Here is a 13,977-nt window from a genome sequence, read left to right on the forward strand (position 1 = left end):
GCCTCTCTTCCTGATTCAGATTAATGATGATGCGCATGACTCTCTTCCTGTTTCGCTTGCGCCGATTCCGGTGATCTTTTAAGGAAAATCTGCTCGAATACTGCAATCACGATCATGGTCACGACTGCCACGCTGATAACGAACGGGTCCGTATTAAGCTTTACCCAGACGAAGCCGCCCAGCGCCAAAAGATCCAACAAGATGGCTGTTGCTGGCACCCAGGTGTTGGCCTTAATGTCTTTGCGTAGATAACGGAGCACACCCCAGTGAATGGCAATGTCCATAATCAGATAAAACACGATACCCAACGCAGCAATGCGTGACAGGTCAAAGAAGGCGGTCAGAATCAGACCCAGGACAACGGTATACACCAGTGTGTGTTTCTGAATGCTGCCGGGCATCCCGAAATGCCGATGAGGAACCAGTTTCATCTCCGTCAGCATGGCCAACATGCGGGACACAGCAAATACACTGGCCAGAATTCCTCCCGCCGTGGCCATCATGGCAATGGCGACAGTAAACCAGACACCGTAATCGCCGAGAGCAGGTCGCGCAGCAGCCGCGAGGGAGTAGTCCTGCGTCTCGATAATCTCAGCCAGTGACAAATTACTGGCCACGGCAAATCCCACCAGCGTGTAGATCACCACACAGGCGGCAATGGAAATCACGATGGCGCGCCCAACGTTTCGCTTTGGGTCTATTACTTCCGAACCACTGTTGGTGATGGTCGTAAAGCCTTTGAACGCAAGAATGCCCAACGCGGTCGCGCCCAAGAAGTTGCCCAGCGTTCCGGCTTCACCGGGCTCCGAAAAATCAACCGAGACTGAGTCGGCAATCCAGATCCCGACCAGACCGAAAATCAGTATGCCGCCGATCTTAAGAATGCCTATGAAAGACGCCACCCCTTGAATCATCCGGTTACCCAGAAGATTGATCAGAAACGCGGCCAGAATCAGTGAGACGCCAAGAATGGGCACCATGCGGCCACTGTCATCCCCGCCAAAAAGTTGCATGGTGTAAGAGCCAAAGGTCCGGGCCAGGAAGCTCTGGGCGATGACCATGGAAAAGTACATCAACAGGGCGTTGAAAGCCGTTGGCAGCCGGTTTCCGTAGGCTTTATGCAAGTACATGCCAATGCCCCCGGCGGACGGGTAGGCGTTGGAGATCTTGATGTAGGAATAGGCGCTGAAGCTCACAATCAAGGCCGCCGCGAGAAAGGCCAGCGGGAATAGAACACCGGTCATCTGGGCCATTTGCCCTGTCAGCGCAAAAATACCGGCGCCAATCATGACGCCGGTACCCAGCATCACCGTCCCTGGCAGAGTGAGACTACCTTCCTGGTAGCGAGTGCTTCGATCTTCCTCCCTGCTCATTCAATCTCCTTTATTTTTTCATGGGTGGAATCTTGGAACAGCAGAACGGCTCATGCTTGGCATTTGCCCGGACGTTGTCGTCGGTAAACCGGTACCACGCCAGTTTGCGCCGGGCCCACCATCCGGATTTTAATCGGCCACCGTAGGCCTTTATCAGTTCCAGTAATTCATCGACGGACCAGTGGGTTCCATCGTACGTCACCTGCAATGTGCCATTTGGCCTACGCTCGGCGAAATCAACGCAGGGGTGGTGATTCAGATCGTGGATGAGTCCCTCCCACTGATCCTCTCCAAGCCCCTCGACGGCCATTTTTCGGCCCAACAAAAACTGCTCCTGATTGGTTGCTTTGTGTGCTTTGGTCATGGGGCGACACCTCTCTTCCTGATGACTTCTCCCTGTATCAAAACACTTCAACCTGAACTGCGACTGAAAATGGACACAGGCTTTCGGTGGATTTGAGTTACATCAAATCATAGACGAAAAAAGGCCATGGGTTTCCCATGGCCCTTCAGCATCAGAATGCGATTCGAGCGCCGATTACGGCAAACCAATCTTCTGTGCCGCCGCCGCTCGCCTCGGCCAGGTCGGCACTATCGCCATACTTACGCTCGTGCACCACACCCACATAAGGCGAGAACGCACGGTCTATCAGGTCGTAGCTGAGCCGGAGGCCGGTTTCGGTGGAAACCAATCCTTTGCCGACACCAATCTCTTCATCCTCACTGAACGCTACCGAGGCATCCAGAGTTGCCGCCAGGATCCAGTAATTGGTGAACAGCAATTCGTACTCAGCGTCCAGTTCGGCTGACGTATCACCATCGTTGCTGACGTACAGGTTTGCATCGATCTCAAACCATTGGGGCGCCAGGCCGGCGACACCGAGAACGGCGTATGTCCGGTCCGGCCCTTCCGGAGTATCGAAACGCACGCCCGCTTTGGCGTCGAAGAACTTGGAAATGGGGATCTGGCCGACCAACTGGTTTTCCAGCGTTTCGTAGGCCTGCTCCTCTATTTCGTATTCGCCGGTTGTGAGCAACCGGACTTTAAAATCGTCAGTGCCATAGAAGGCATCCGCATTCCAGACGCCCAGCTCCTCGTCATCGTCGCTGTAGCGGTACTCAAATTCCTCGAATTGAACACCCCAGGTTGTGAGCGGCTGTTTTCGAGCGGTCGTGTCGGAGATCATTTCCTGAGCTGTCACCGCCGTTGAGACACCAATAGAGGCAAGGAAGCTGACTGCGACAATTGATCGAATACAGCTCATACCTCACCTCCATCTTTGGCAATCACGTCTGTTTTGGCCTGCGTCGACTCTGGCCCACCTTCAACAATGACCTTGCGGAACATACCAGCGGCCGCGTGATAGGAAAGGTGACAGTGGAACGCCCACTGACCGGGCTCGTCGACCTCGGTTTCCATGTAAACCGTGGTGCCTGGCTGCACACTGACCGTGTGCTTGATCGGGTTCAATTGGTCTGCACCAACATCGAGAATGGACCACATACCGTGCAGGTGCATAGGGTGAGTCATCATGGTCTCGTTCACGAATTTGAAGCGAACTCGCTCACCGTATTTGAGACGAATTGGGTCTGCGTCTTCGTACTTGACGCCATTAATGCTCCAGGTATAACGCTCCATATTGCCGGTCAAACGAAGCTCAATTTCCCGGGTCGGTTCGCGGTCTTCATACAGTGGATCTTGGGCCTTCAGGTCAGCATAGGACAGGAACTTGCCGCCATTGGCTGCCGTGGGTACAAGGCCACTTCCCTTGGCGTAAAAGGGGTCGCTTTGGCCGCCTTTTCCCATCGCCATGGAACCATGATCCATGCCTTCCATGTTGGAATGATCCATTCCGGACATCCCTTCTGAGCTATTCATATCCATGTCGCCATGATCCATACCGGCCATGTTGCCATGGTCCATGCCGGGCATACCGCTCATGTCTGCCATAGTCAGGCGCGCCGGATCACGCAGTTGCGGAACAGCCGCTTCCATACCTTCTTCGGGGGCCAACGTTGCCCTGGCATAGCCGGAACGCCCCATGGATTCAGCGAAAATGGTGTAGGCCTGCTCATCTTTCGGGCGGACGATCACATCATAGGTTTCCGCCACACCGATCCGGAACTCGTCCACGTTAACGGGCTGAACGTTGTTGCCATCGGCCTGTACAACCGTCATGTCCAGACCGGGAATCCGTATGTCGAAGTAGGTCATGGCCGAGGAGTTGATGAACCGCAGCCGGATGCGTTCTCCGGGCTCAAAAAGGCCAGTCCAGTTCTGCTCGGGACCTTTGCCGTTGATCAGGCCCGTAAAGCCCTGCAAGTCCTCAACGTCCGCTTTCATCATCCGCATGTCACCCCAGGCCATGCGGTCCCGAATGGTGTTCATCAGACCGTTTTTGGACGCGTCCGAAAAAAACTCCCCCACGGTTTGCTGCTCACGGTTGTAGTAATCCGGTATCATTTTCAGGTTGCGCATGATGCGGTCACCGGAATGGGGGTGCTTGTCAGTCAACTGCACCACGTACTCGCGGTCATAACGAAACGGCTCACGTTTTTCCGGTTCGATCACAATGGCACCATAGGCGCCATCCGGCTCCTGAAAACCAGAGTGGCTATGGAACCAGTAAGTGCCTGCCTGCTGGATAGGAAATTCATAAGTAAAGGTTTCACCCGGCTTGATGCCCGGGAAACTGATACCAGGCACACCGTCCTGGTTAAAAGGAAGGATCAGGCCGTGCCAGTGAATGGACGTCATCTCATCCAGGTTGTTGGTCACGTTGATCCGGACGTTCTCGCCCTCCTTGAAACGCATTACCGGTCCCGGAGATGCGCCGTTGTATCCAATGCCTTCCTTCACAAAATCGCCGGTATCAATTTTTACCCGGTCGACCGTAAGGTCGTACTCACCGGCCATAACCATGGCTGGCATCAGCAGGCTCAAAAGCCCTGACAAAAAGCGTGTTTTCATCTGTGTTGCTCCAAACTACACGTCATTGAAGCCGGGCCGAGAAACGTGTCTCAGCCCCGCGCTCGCGGACCTCAGTTAAGCGAGTTACTCGAAATTGACCTCACCGTACATCCCGGCCTGATAGTGGCCCGGCACGTTGCAGGCAAATTCGATATTGCCTTTATCAGAGAACTTCCAAACCACTTCTTTACTTTGGCCCGGTTCCAGCAAAACACTGTTTGGATCGTCGTGTTTCATGGAATGGCCATTCCCCATATCCATATTCATCATGTCGTGGTTCAGCTTGCCGCCCTGGATGACGCCATGCTCAACCATCATCATCATTTCCTCTTGATGAGCTTCGTGCATGTCGGGAGTGCCAACATTGAACTCATGGACGAGGTTTCCCTTGTTCTCCACCACGAAGCGAACGGTTTCACCCGGCTTTACACTGATTTCTTCGGGTTCGTAGTAGTTGTCGTACATCTCGACAGTTATGGTTCGGCTGGCCTCCGACGCTTTGCCAGGTTCACCGCTTGTAGCGCCGTGCCCGTGGCCACCATCATGGGCGCCAGCCGCAAACGCTGTTGCCGACATTGAAAGCGCCATACCCGCTACGAATAGTTTTGATGCATTCATCTTTTTATCCTCTGTAAAATAAAACTCGCGAAAACACTGCTGGATTGAGCCCCAATCTTGAGCAATGTCCAGAATCGGTTGTTACCTTCTCTCACTAACCTGAATTCTTTCTGAAAAACTCGAACTATTTTCCGTTCAGGCTGAATTCAGGTTAATCAGTCACACTTTCGACCGCGGACCATACAGAGAAGGAAAAACTCATGCGTTTACTGCTCGTCGAAGATGACCGCTTGCTTGCTGAGGGTCTGGTCAGGCAGTTGGGAAAAGCAGGTTTCAGCGTTGATACAACTCCCAGTGCCCGAGAAGCCGTCGTTCTGGGTGAGCAAGAGGATTACCGTGCTGTTGTTCTGGACCTGGGTCTACCTGATGGCAACGGGCTGGACGTATTGAGAAAGTGGCGAACGAATCACGTCAGCTGTCCGGTCTTGATTCTGACCGCGAGAGGCGATTGGCAGGATAAGGTTAACGGCTTGAAAGCCGGGGCAGACGATTACCTGGCAAAACCTTTTCAGACAGAAGAGCTAATCGCACGCCTCAACGCACTCGTGCGTCGAAGTGAAGGAAGGGTCCATGCTCAGGTTAAAGCCGGCCGCTTTGAACTGGACGAAAACCGCCAAAGCCTCAAGATGGACGACGGCGTGGAACATACACTTACCGGCACCGAATTCCGGCTGCTACGTTGTTTGATGAGCCGCCCTGGCCACGTCTTTTCCAAAGAACAACTAATGGAACAGCTTTACAACTTGAATGATAGCCCGAGTGAAAACGTCATTGAGGCGTATATTCGGAGGTTAAGGAAGCTAGTGGGCAGCGAAACCATCTCAACACGACGCGGCCAGGGGTACATTTTTAATGCGATTCCTTAAAAAGCCTGCGTCCGTAAAAGGAACCTTGCTTGCGCTGTTACTGCCCGCCGGAATTGGTCTAATGGGGGTAGCGTGGTTGGTCCATGGTTTGCTACTCGACCGAATGTCCCGGGAGTTCGTTGAAAGCCGACTGAAAGATGAAGTCGCTTTCCTTGAACACCAGATTCGCGACGCGAATGGTGAAGTTGACACTCTCCAGACGGGCGATTATTTCCAGGATGTTTTTCATCATGCCTTTGCCATACATACACCCGAACAGACCATCATTTCACCCGATACTTGGGAGCCCTTGTTAACGCCTCTGATTGAAAACGAAGAAGACGGAACCGTTCGCGTAGAAGATGCCGAAACCACTGATACTCCCTTAGACATCCTCGCCTACCGAAAGTCTTTTCAGGTCGGTGAAACACCCATCGTCGTAATCGTTTCTGAAGATCTGGGTGCGCTGAAACGCAGCCAAGCTGCACTTCATGCCTGGACCGCCGTAGTATCAGTTCTGTTGATTATGCTCTTGGTCGCCGTGCTCTGGTTCGGTATCACGATGTCCATGCGACCGGTTGTCACACTCAAAGCCGCATTAAAAAGACTCCAGGACGGAGAGATCTCCCGAATCAACGTTCAGTCGCCAGAGGAGTTCCACCCGCTGGTTCTTCAACTAAATCAGTTGCTGGACTCCTTAGATCAGCGACTGGAGCGCTCCAGGGACGCTCTCGCAAACCTGTCTCATAGCGTCAAAACCCCCATCGCAGCCGTCCGGCAGATACTGGAAGACGACACACGTCCCCTCGACACTACTCTTAGGCACCAGATGGTGGAGCGACTAAGCGATATCGATAGGCAATTAGAGGCTGAAATGCGTCGAAGCCGTTTTGCAGGGCCCCAGATTGGGAAAAGCGCCTACCCCATAAAACAGGCACGGGATCTTTTGTGGATGCTCGGTCGTTTATATCCGGAAAAGTCGTTTGAACTATCGAGTTCTCTGCCTGAAGACAGCCGATGGCCGATAGAAGAACATGATCTTAATGAAGTATTGGGCAACTTACTGGACAATGCTGGCAAATGGTCTTCGAGATGCGTAGAGCTCTCTGTGGAACAAGGCAGCGGCTTCAAGCGAATAGTTGTTGCTGATGATGGCCCAGGGGTTAATCACAAGGATTTAGCCAGTTTGGGCCAAAGGGGTCTGCGGCTAGATGAGCAAACACCTGGGCACGGTCTCGGCCTTGCTATCGTTCGAGATATAGTGACTCGCTATGAAGGTAAAATCAGCTTTTCGACTAAGTCCTGTAGCGGTTTACGCGTTTCTATCGAATTATTAAGATAAAATCGAATGTTCGCTTTTGTTTAGTAGCAGACCGATCGTAGCGTTCGGCGGAGGCCGTAGGCCGGCAAGGTCAGGTATCGGTGGACCTATGAGAAACACATAGAAACTGCTTTTTCTCAGTGGCCGACGCCGGGCAAAAAATTGAGGCCTGGAGAACGTTCTATAATCAAGTCAGACGCCACTCCGTTCTGTGATATAGCCACACTCTCTGACTAAGCCCGAAAACGCAAGGTTTTATGCCACCTGACGCTGCTATTAAAAGCGGATTTTTCTGATAATGAATTGTACTTAAACGGCGTCAGGGTCAAATCAGAAGGCTACCCGTTGATTTGAGACTTCCACATGATCTGAAACACCAGGGGCGAATCCTTCGTGACACAATGCTTAATGAAACTCGACGCGCTTAATCATTTCATGGTCCGAGACTGTCAGCGCCTGTTCGTAAATCGCGGTGGACGCCAGATGTTTGTGCCCCAGAAGCCGAGCGACAGCGCTGAGTGGACACCCGTGCACAAGCAGGTTGATCGCGAAGGAGTGTCGAAACGTTGTGGCGGTAATCCAATGGGCGGGGAAATCGATAGCGTCCGCGAGCCGATGGATGTGACGATTAAGGGTCTGTGGTGCGATTGCAAACAACCGCTGTGTTGCTCGGAAATGGCCGCCGCAGAGGTATGTTTGCAAGCGATCCTGAGTCCACTCATCTATCAGGGGCACGCATCGCTGCCGGCTTCGAAGCGCCGTCAGTTTCCCGGGTCTACCCGCCCCTGTTCTTTTTGCCTTCAGTAATACGTCAAACCGATCATTGCCCCCAAGGATGCGTTCCGGCGTGAGTGCGAGCACTTCCGAGACCCGTGCTCCGGTGCTCCACATAATATCGATCAGGAGCCGGTACATGGGGTGCTTGTCGGCCCGCAATAGCGCGAGCACCTCCGGCATCAATAGGTAATAAGGCATCGTCTGGCTGCTGCGGACGACCGCCGGCCTCATGCGAATCAGTTCGTCCCAGTCGATGATGACCTTCTGGATCGGGAACAATTGTTCGCTGCATGCCAGAGCCTCTGGCCCAATATCGCACGTGTAACGCATGTGTACGTTTTTCCCATAGGAAACGGTGCGCGTTTAAACCGTTTTCTAATGAGCCTCCCCAAAGAACTGTCTACAACCTATTGTAGCGCATTGTTTAAAAAGAGGTTTTCATGTTGGTATATTATTCAGCTTTTTGAGTAAATCGAATGTGCCCCGCTCTATTTCGGTGGGACCACTGGCGGCAAACTGACGGCATGACATCAGGGAGGGCTAGTCATGCCAAAACCTAAACCTAAACCGAAACCGCGACCCGCTGTTCGTGTTGATACGCTCGAACCGCGCCAACGGGCTACCCGGCAATCTATGCGCATCGCCACGGAATTTTCTGTCCAGTGGATGCTCAAGCACCCCTACCGCAGCGAGTTTCATTGTCGGGCGGAACATCTGTACGCCGGTCTACTCGAGGGTGATCCCGACGTACTTTCCTATGTGCCGCAACCCTTCACGTTTCAGGTCGGGCGTGCCAGGTACACCCCGGATTTTTTCGTTCAGGCCAAAGATCGATCCTTCGTGGTCGAACTAAAGCCCGAAGGGAATGCCGATACCAGGCTAACCGAACCGACAGCCCAATATCTCAAACGTTATGACATCGATTTTAAGGTTGTTGCCAATGAGTCCGTCACCGAGCGGGCGATCGAAGCGGAGAACTGGCTGGAGATTGTTCGGTCGTTGCATGTCCATCGAGAATTACCGACCGAACGCGAGGAACACCGGTTGTTGGAGACCTTTTACAACGAACCGGAGTGTGTCCTTGGAGATGTGATCAACCCAGGTGATCGCCGCGCCTCCTCGGATAGAGAGATGGCTTTGTTTAGGTTGCTGTATCGGGGGCTGCTGCGTGCCGAGCTGTCGAAACATCCCCTGGATTTCAACACCAAGGTCTGCCTGTCATGAGTTGGCGTCAAAGGCTCGATCAGGAACCTTCCTTACGGTCTTTTTCCGAATGGCCAGCGATCGATTATTCGTTGATTCCGCCAGAGCGGCGCTCTGTCTTCTTGAGGAATCGGCGTGTCGTTTCAAAGGTGCTGGCCGGTCATACTCTGCGAGACGTCGCTCAAAGTGATGGCTTAAGTACAGGTCGGGTCAGTCAGCTCCTTGAACGCTGCCTCGGCGGAAACCTCGACGAACCACCCTTCCTGACCGAAGGCCTGCTTCCCTACGTTCAGTTGACTCCACCGAAGCGGATCAGCCCTCTGCCTACGCTTCAAGCAAACTCGGCCTGTACGGGCGCGTTTAATCAGTTGCTGTCCGAACTACCGAAACTAAAACAAGAACTTGACCGGGCCATTGACGCGGACTTTAGGCGCCAGGTCGCCTCCGAACGTTTGACGGCCACATCCTTGCACAAACGATTTCTCTTCAAACTGGCCGCGCTCAATTGGCCACTGGATTGTTATCCTTACACTACGTCATCACGCGGCTATGAATCCGTCCGACGCTACTGGCTATTACGTAAGCAGGGGCTCAAGCACGCGACCTATCGCGATCAAAACGCTGTTCCTGCTGAATCGCCTTCCCCAAAGACTTTTCGTGCTTTGTCGACCATTCAAATCGATGAGCACTTAATGGACGTTCATTCCCGGATTTCGATGGAACTGGGCGGAGAGCTGATTCATTTGCGGCTTTCCCGCTGCACACTGATGCTGGCCATCGATGTTGGGACCCAGTGTGTGTTGGGATTCAATCTGGTTCCAACCGCCACCTCCAATCAGCAGGACATGCTGGAACTGCTTGAACGTTGCCTGAACCGAAGGAACCCACTACGGTTCTCAACGCCGCAATTTCACGCACCTGAAGGGCCCGCCTTCCCCGCAGAATTGGCTCCTCCATTGGCGCTCAGCTTCGGAACTGTGCTCTTTGACAATGCTTGGATGCATCACAGCAACTCGGTCGTGAATTTTCTGACCAATACAATGGGGGCGGGCGTTCGTTTTGGATACCCGGCCCTACCCAAGTCCCGCGCCTTGGTCGAACGGGTCTTTAATTTCGTCGAACAACGTCTGGGACATCGGTTCGATTCCACCACAGGCTCCTTTCCGACGGACTCGGTCAAGGAGTCACAAAAAAATGCAAAACTTCCCCCAATGGTGACCTTTCAGACTTTGGAGGAAGCGCTCTATTTGACGCTGCATGAGTTCAACCATCGCCGCCGACCTCACCTGGGAGGTTCGTCACCGATGGCACTCTTCCGACATCACCTCCAGAACCATTGGGTTCGCTATTTTGCAGAAGCGCAGTCCGCGGAGTACCGCCCCCTGCTCTCGCAGAAACGGCTTATCGTGCATCGACCGCAACCCGGTGGTGGCACACCTTACGTCTACTTGGAATATTGCCGCTACCGAGGACCAGGGCTTGTCAGTCTGCCGCCAAGCCAATCTCACGTTTTCGTTGAATACGATCGTCGTGACATTCGGACGATTCGCGCAAAAAGCGTTAAAGGCCAGGAACTGGGGGAGCTTCAGGCTCCGCAGAGCTGGCGACGCTTCCCCCATTCGGTTTCAACACGTCGATTACTGTTCAAGCAGAAACGGGTTTATCGAGACGATCAGCACGATCCTTTGTCCGGGTATTTTTCCGACCTCCTAGAGAACAGAGAAAAACCGAAAGTGGCGTCACAAATCCTACGGATTTATCAAGAAATGACGAACGGCGGCCATTTGGAATTTGCCAGCCATCCTGAACAGCCACCTTCACACAACCCAGAACTGCCAATCGAGTCTGACAAGGCTCCACGACCAGAAATGGCGCCCGAGCACCGTTTCAAATGGTCGCCAATGACGACATCGTTTCGAGAAGGAGATCAATCATGAATTCCATTGCAAAAGTCGACCCGCAACACCCCTTGCTACATCCATGGAAACTTGTACTCGACACACCGGCCATGTCTCAGTTGCGCGAGGACCTGACACAATGGCTTTGGACCGGAATTCCCGGGGCTGTGGTTGCCGGGCCAGCCCGGGTGGGCAAAACAACCGCGTTAGAGCAGGTGTGCGATCAGCTGGTCGATCGTACTGACTCCCCTATTCCAGTGCTAAGAGTGAGCATCCCCTTGCGCGATCAATCAACCGTGTTGTCCGTATACCGGCAACTTTGCTGGTCAGCAGGTCTCAGCGTGTCCAACCGTGACAGAGCGGACCAGCTGGCTGACCGCTTCATTCATTGCATTTGCGATACCATGTGCGAGGCCGGCGTCGCCCAGGCACTGCTTGTTGTGGATGAATGCCAGCGCTTGTCGCCGCGACAGTTCAACGTGTTCGCTGAACTCTACGATAAACTCCGATCCATTGAACGAGCACTGCTTGTGCTCTTTGTTGGCAACGATGTTGAGACCTGGTCCTTGATCAACAGCATGGATCCGGACTGTTTTGCACACCTCCACGGTCGATTTTTTCGCATTCGAAGGCTCTATCGGGGCATCGCGTCCGCTGACGAAGTGAAATATTGTCTCGCCCAATACGATCGGCTCCAGTTTCCCCCGAAATCTGGTAACACCTTCGTTGCACAGTATCTGCCTGATGCTGTCAACTCAGGTTTCAGGCTCGCCGGTGCAGCGACAATATTCTGGAGGGTTTTCCGAGGATTCCAGAAGGACCACAAGCTCGACTCTTGGGGGATGCAATCTTTTTCTATTACGACCAACACCTTGTTGACCGATTTCTTGCCTCGCTATGGCGCCGAGGCTTTGGATGATGACATGGTAGAGGAGGCTGTTCGGATGTCTGGATTGATCCCGTCACTCGTGAAGCCCCTCAAATAGGCGTCGGCGTGGCTTTTACCGAGGCACTTCCCCTCAATTCAGGTTCTTGGATGAGAAAAGCCTGCCAGAGCGATTACGCTACCGCTCGTCAGATCCTGGTGGCGAATCCCGGCTTGTCACCGCTTCGGGTCGGCAAAGCGCTTGGAAGCGATTTCCCAACGCCCAAAGCGATCGCGAGTAACATCGCGCGTCAATGTCCGGCCTGCGCATGGCGCTTGTTCCATTCCGATCTCTTCCGGTTGGAATGGGTGACGGCATGCCCTCTCCATGGCGAGCCCTTGGTCGCTCTGTGCCCAAAATGCGAGAGGCCCTGGCCGGACATCCACTCATTGAAGTTCAATGACTGCGAAGTATGCGGCTTACCTAATGTTGCCGAATTGCCGGGACGAATGATCCCCGATTCCGAGATGGGAGCCTTTGAAAGGCTAAGCGCGTTCCGCCACTCTCCGGCCCCGGGTTTAGAGCTTGGGAAGGTATGGGAGTGGGCGGATCAGTTGGATGCTTTATACTGGCAGAATCGCCAGGTCAAATGTTGTTTTTGCCCTGTGACGCCGGAATCGCCCTACTTCCCCGCTTTTCAGGCTTTTTGGCATCCAGAATTTACGCCCTGCGAGTTAAAGACACTAGGCGTAGAGATGGCCGAGGTTCCCATCCGGGAATTCTCCGCTCCGGTAATGCCGTGGCGTGCGCCTGAGATCTCTGAGCGAACGTGGTGGCGTCACAATGGGAAAATCGAAGGGTTGATAAGGTCGCCCCTTCCAAAAAGAATTGCGATCATAGGGCGAGTAGCTCGCGAGATTACCTTATGGATTCGGCGGAACGCGCCCCACAATCACGCTCTACGAGTCGGCCATTTCACGGGGACTCTGGAAAGTTACGTCGAAAGAGGGGCAGTGCCCTGCCCTTTTTGCCTGGCGTTCAGCATGTGGTGGAGCGTCGTCACTCAGCGCTATTGCAATCCCAAAGGTGCATTACGGTCTGCACACCTTATGTTCACAGCAAACCTGCGATATCGGCCTTGGCCGGCACTCCTTGAACGAGTGGTGCTTGAGGCAAGAGAGCCGTCTGATCTGCGAGGACAAACACAATTTTTCAGGCCTGCCCTGTGGTTTCAGCAATGGTTCTTTGAGCGCAGTCTGAAGCTGATTTTCCGCGAAATGTTCGACCTTTCGTCTTTCCTTGTCAATCGGTTCGTGGCCTGTCAATCAGAGCAGAATCCTACCGCCTGGGACCCCAAAAACCATTTCCATGGCGCAACCAGCTCCAGTGCGATGCTGGCATTGGCGATGGTAAAAGATCGAATCCTGGTTTGGTCTCCCCAAGAAGACCCGCTTGAAAACCTCGTGCCGACTACTCCAGAGCAGTTGCCTACCATCGATCAAGACGGCTTGTACATCGATTCTCCGTTATGGGGGCTCAAATGGACGGTGGACAGAAAAGAGCTATGGGGGCCAGAAATGTTCGTGAAGACCTTTGAGCAGGTAGCAATTACCCTCCAGGAGTTTGGTTGGGACCGGGGCTGGTACCGATCAAGTTGGTATCGCCTCCAACTTTAAAAGCAACCGTTAGTCAGAAAGGATTGAGTTCAAGGCCCACTTATAGACTGGGTCATCTTTACCTAGTGGTTGCGCCTTTTCATCGAAGTACTTCCGGGTCAATCGAAGCCCTTCTGTTCCGGTCATCATCAGATCCAAGGGAGAGCGGCCATCAAATGGGAAATCACTATTTGGGCGGCGAAGGTGCTGCACTGCTCGTTTTGGATCGGAAAAGCAAATATAAACGGCTATCAATATTCCCAGCACGTAACTTACTTTGATTTGGTCTAAACCACGACCGCCGGAATCTCTGTCGATCCCTTGTGAGGCAGCCGAGAACAGCTGGTATTGCTCATCCGCCGACAGTTCGAGCTTTTCAGAAATCCGACTTGCGAGTTTTTGGCAGGTAACTTTAATTTCGGTCATTTCTTTCAACTCCCCGGGACCGGT

14 protein-coding genes are annotated in these 13,977 nt (G+C 53.3%); 7 read left to right on the forward strand and 7 right to left on the reverse strand.

Translation table 11 applies throughout. The annotated features are described in order from the left end of the window. Positions 1–20 precede the first annotated feature (20 nt). The 5 genes from WA411_RS06000 to WA411_RS06020 all read right to left on the reverse strand — a co-directional run bounded on the left by WA411_RS06000 (position 21) and on the right by WA411_RS06020 (position 4,962). On the reverse strand, positions 21–1,373 hold the full coding sequence (locus WA411_RS06000; RefSeq protein ID WP_291909139.1) for an APC family permease: 1,353 nt from the start codon (positions 1,371–1,373) through the stop codon (positions 21–23). A 10-nt stretch (positions 1,374–1,383) separates the two neighbouring features. After that, positions 1,384–1,737 (reverse strand): hypothetical protein, encoded by a 354-nt coding sequence (locus WA411_RS06005; protein ID WP_062785105.1) that lies wholly within the window; start codon positions 1,735–1,737, stop codon positions 1,384–1,386. Positions 1,738–1,888: 151 nt separating this feature from the next. After that, positions 1,889–2,638: a copper resistance protein B gene (locus WA411_RS06010; RefSeq protein ID WP_062785107.1), complete on the reverse strand. Its 750-nt coding sequence runs from the start codon at positions 2,636–2,638 to the stop codon at positions 1,889–1,891. Beyond that, positions 2,635–4,344 (reverse strand): copper resistance system multicopper oxidase, encoded by a 1,710-nt coding sequence (locus tag WA411_RS06015; RefSeq protein WP_291909131.1) that lies wholly within the window; start codon positions 4,342–4,344, stop codon positions 2,635–2,637. Before WA411_RS06015 ends, WA411_RS06010 begins: the two co-directional genes overlap by 4 nt. A gap of 84 nt (positions 4,345–4,428) precedes the next feature. After that, on the reverse strand, positions 4,429–4,962 hold the full coding sequence (locus WA411_RS06020; RefSeq protein WP_248236799.1) for a cupredoxin domain-containing protein: 534 nt from the start codon (positions 4,960–4,962) through the stop codon (positions 4,429–4,431). A gap of 200 nt (positions 4,963–5,162) precedes the next feature. Here WA411_RS06020 and WA411_RS06025 point away from each other — a divergent pair, with 200 nt between their 5' ends. The 3 genes from WA411_RS06025 (at position 5,163) to WA411_RS19080 (ending at position 7,343) form a co-directional block, all read left to right on the forward strand. After that, the gene (locus WA411_RS06025; protein ID WP_022990681.1) at positions 5,163–5,828 is read left to right on the forward strand and encodes a response regulator transcription factor; all 666 of its coding nucleotides are present in this window, start codon (positions 5,163–5,165) and stop codon (positions 5,826–5,828) included. Continuing rightward, positions 5,815–7,149 carry an ATP-binding protein gene (locus WA411_RS06030; RefSeq protein ID WP_064226805.1) on the forward strand — a complete coding sequence of 445 codons (1,335 nt, stop codon included), beginning with the start codon at positions 5,815–5,817 and terminating at the stop codon, positions 7,147–7,149. Before WA411_RS06025 ends, WA411_RS06030 begins: the two co-directional genes overlap by 14 nt. A gap of 119 nt (positions 7,150–7,268) precedes the next feature. Beyond that, entirely contained in the window at positions 7,269–7,343 is a 75-nt protein-coding gene (locus WA411_RS19080) for a hypothetical protein (protein WP_366673637.1), read from the forward strand. Between the two features lie 190 nt (positions 7,344–7,533). Here the strand turns inward: WA411_RS19080 and WA411_RS06035 are convergent, their stop codons facing one another. Further along, entirely contained in the window at positions 7,534–8,235 is a 702-nt protein-coding gene (locus WA411_RS06035; RefSeq protein WP_291909101.1) for a tyrosine-type recombinase/integrase, read from the reverse strand. A gap of 216 nt (positions 8,236–8,451) precedes the next feature. Between WA411_RS06035 and WA411_RS06040 the strand changes: the two genes are divergently transcribed. From WA411_RS06040 to WA411_RS06055, 4 genes are all read left to right on the forward strand, one after another. Next, positions 8,452–9,129: a TnsA endonuclease N-terminal domain-containing protein gene (locus WA411_RS06040; RefSeq protein WP_291909099.1), complete on the forward strand. Its 678-nt coding sequence runs from the start codon at positions 8,452–8,454 to the stop codon at positions 9,127–9,129. Further along, on the forward strand, positions 9,126–11,045 hold the full coding sequence (locus WA411_RS06045; protein WP_291909095.1) for a hypothetical protein: 1,920 nt from the start codon (positions 9,126–9,128) through the stop codon (positions 11,043–11,045). Before WA411_RS06040 ends, WA411_RS06045 begins: the two co-directional genes overlap by 4 nt. After that, positions 11,042–11,992, forward strand: coding sequence for an ATP-binding protein (locus WA411_RS06050; protein ID WP_291909093.1), 951 nt, complete (start codon positions 11,042–11,044; stop codon positions 11,990–11,992). Before WA411_RS06045 ends, WA411_RS06050 begins: the two co-directional genes overlap by 4 nt. A gap of 923 nt (positions 11,993–12,915) precedes the next feature. Next, complete coding sequence (locus tag WA411_RS06055) at positions 12,916–13,548, forward strand: hypothetical protein (RefSeq protein ID WP_291909091.1); 633 nt, start codon at positions 12,916–12,918, stop codon at positions 13,546–13,548. A gap of 9 nt (positions 13,549–13,557) precedes the next feature. Here the strand turns inward: WA411_RS06055 and WA411_RS06060 are convergent, their stop codons facing one another. Further along, positions 13,558–13,953 carry an MbcA/ParS/Xre antitoxin family protein gene (locus tag WA411_RS06060; protein WP_291909089.1) on the reverse strand — a complete coding sequence of 132 codons (396 nt, stop codon included), beginning with the start codon at positions 13,951–13,953 and terminating at the stop codon, positions 13,558–13,560. Positions 13,954–13,977: the final 24 nt, after the last annotated feature.

The organism is Marinobacter sp. CH_CUG1437-1 (assembly GCF_037029655.1).
GTDB lineage: Bacteria > Pseudomonadota > Gammaproteobacteria > Pseudomonadales > Oleiphilaceae > Marinobacter > Marinobacter salsuginis.

Excerpts from the sequence above, each read along its gene's own strand:
- WA411_RS06000 (WP_291909139.1), bottom strand. The coding sequence starts at position 1,373 with ATGAGCAGGGAGGAAGATCGAAGCACTCGCTACCAGGAAGGTAGTCTC.
- WA411_RS06040 (WP_291909099.1), top strand. The coding sequence starts at position 8,452 with ATGCCAAAACCTAAACCTAAACCGAAACCGCGACCCGCTGTTCGTGTT.
- WA411_RS06020 (WP_248236799.1), bottom strand. The coding sequence starts at position 4,962 with ATGAATGCATCAAAACTATTCGTAGCGGGTATGGCGCTTTCAATGTCG.
- WA411_RS06010 (WP_062785107.1), bottom strand. The coding sequence starts at position 2,638 with ATGAGCTGTATTCGATCAATTGTCGCAGTCAGCTTCCTTGCCTCTATT.
- WA411_RS06035 (WP_291909101.1), bottom strand. The coding sequence starts at position 8,235 with ATGCGTTACACGTGCGATATTGGGCCAGAGGCTCTGGCATGCAGCGAA.
- WA411_RS06005 (WP_062785105.1), bottom strand. The coding sequence starts at position 1,737 with ATGACCAAAGCACACAAAGCAACCAATCAGGAGCAGTTTTTGTTGGGC.
- WA411_RS06015 (WP_291909131.1), bottom strand. The coding sequence starts at position 4,344 with ATGAAAACACGCTTTTTGTCAGGGCTTTTGAGCCTGCTGATGCCAGCC.
- WA411_RS06055 (WP_291909091.1), top strand. The coding sequence starts at position 12,916 with ATGTGGTGGAGCGTCGTCACTCAGCGCTATTGCAATCCCAAAGGTGCA.
- WA411_RS06025 (WP_022990681.1), top strand. The coding sequence starts at position 5,163 with ATGCGTTTACTGCTCGTCGAAGATGACCGCTTGCTTGCTGAGGGTCTG.
- WA411_RS06045 (WP_291909095.1), top strand. The coding sequence starts at position 9,126 with ATGAGTTGGCGTCAAAGGCTCGATCAGGAACCTTCCTTACGGTCTTTT.
- WA411_RS06060 (WP_291909089.1), bottom strand. The coding sequence starts at position 13,953 with ATGACCGAAATTAAAGTTACCTGCCAAAAACTCGCAAGTCGGATTTCT.
- WA411_RS06030 (WP_064226805.1), top strand. The coding sequence starts at position 5,815 with ATGCGATTCCTTAAAAAGCCTGCGTCCGTAAAAGGAACCTTGCTTGCG.
- WA411_RS06050 (WP_291909093.1), top strand. The coding sequence starts at position 11,042 with ATGAATTCCATTGCAAAAGTCGACCCGCAACACCCCTTGCTACATCCA.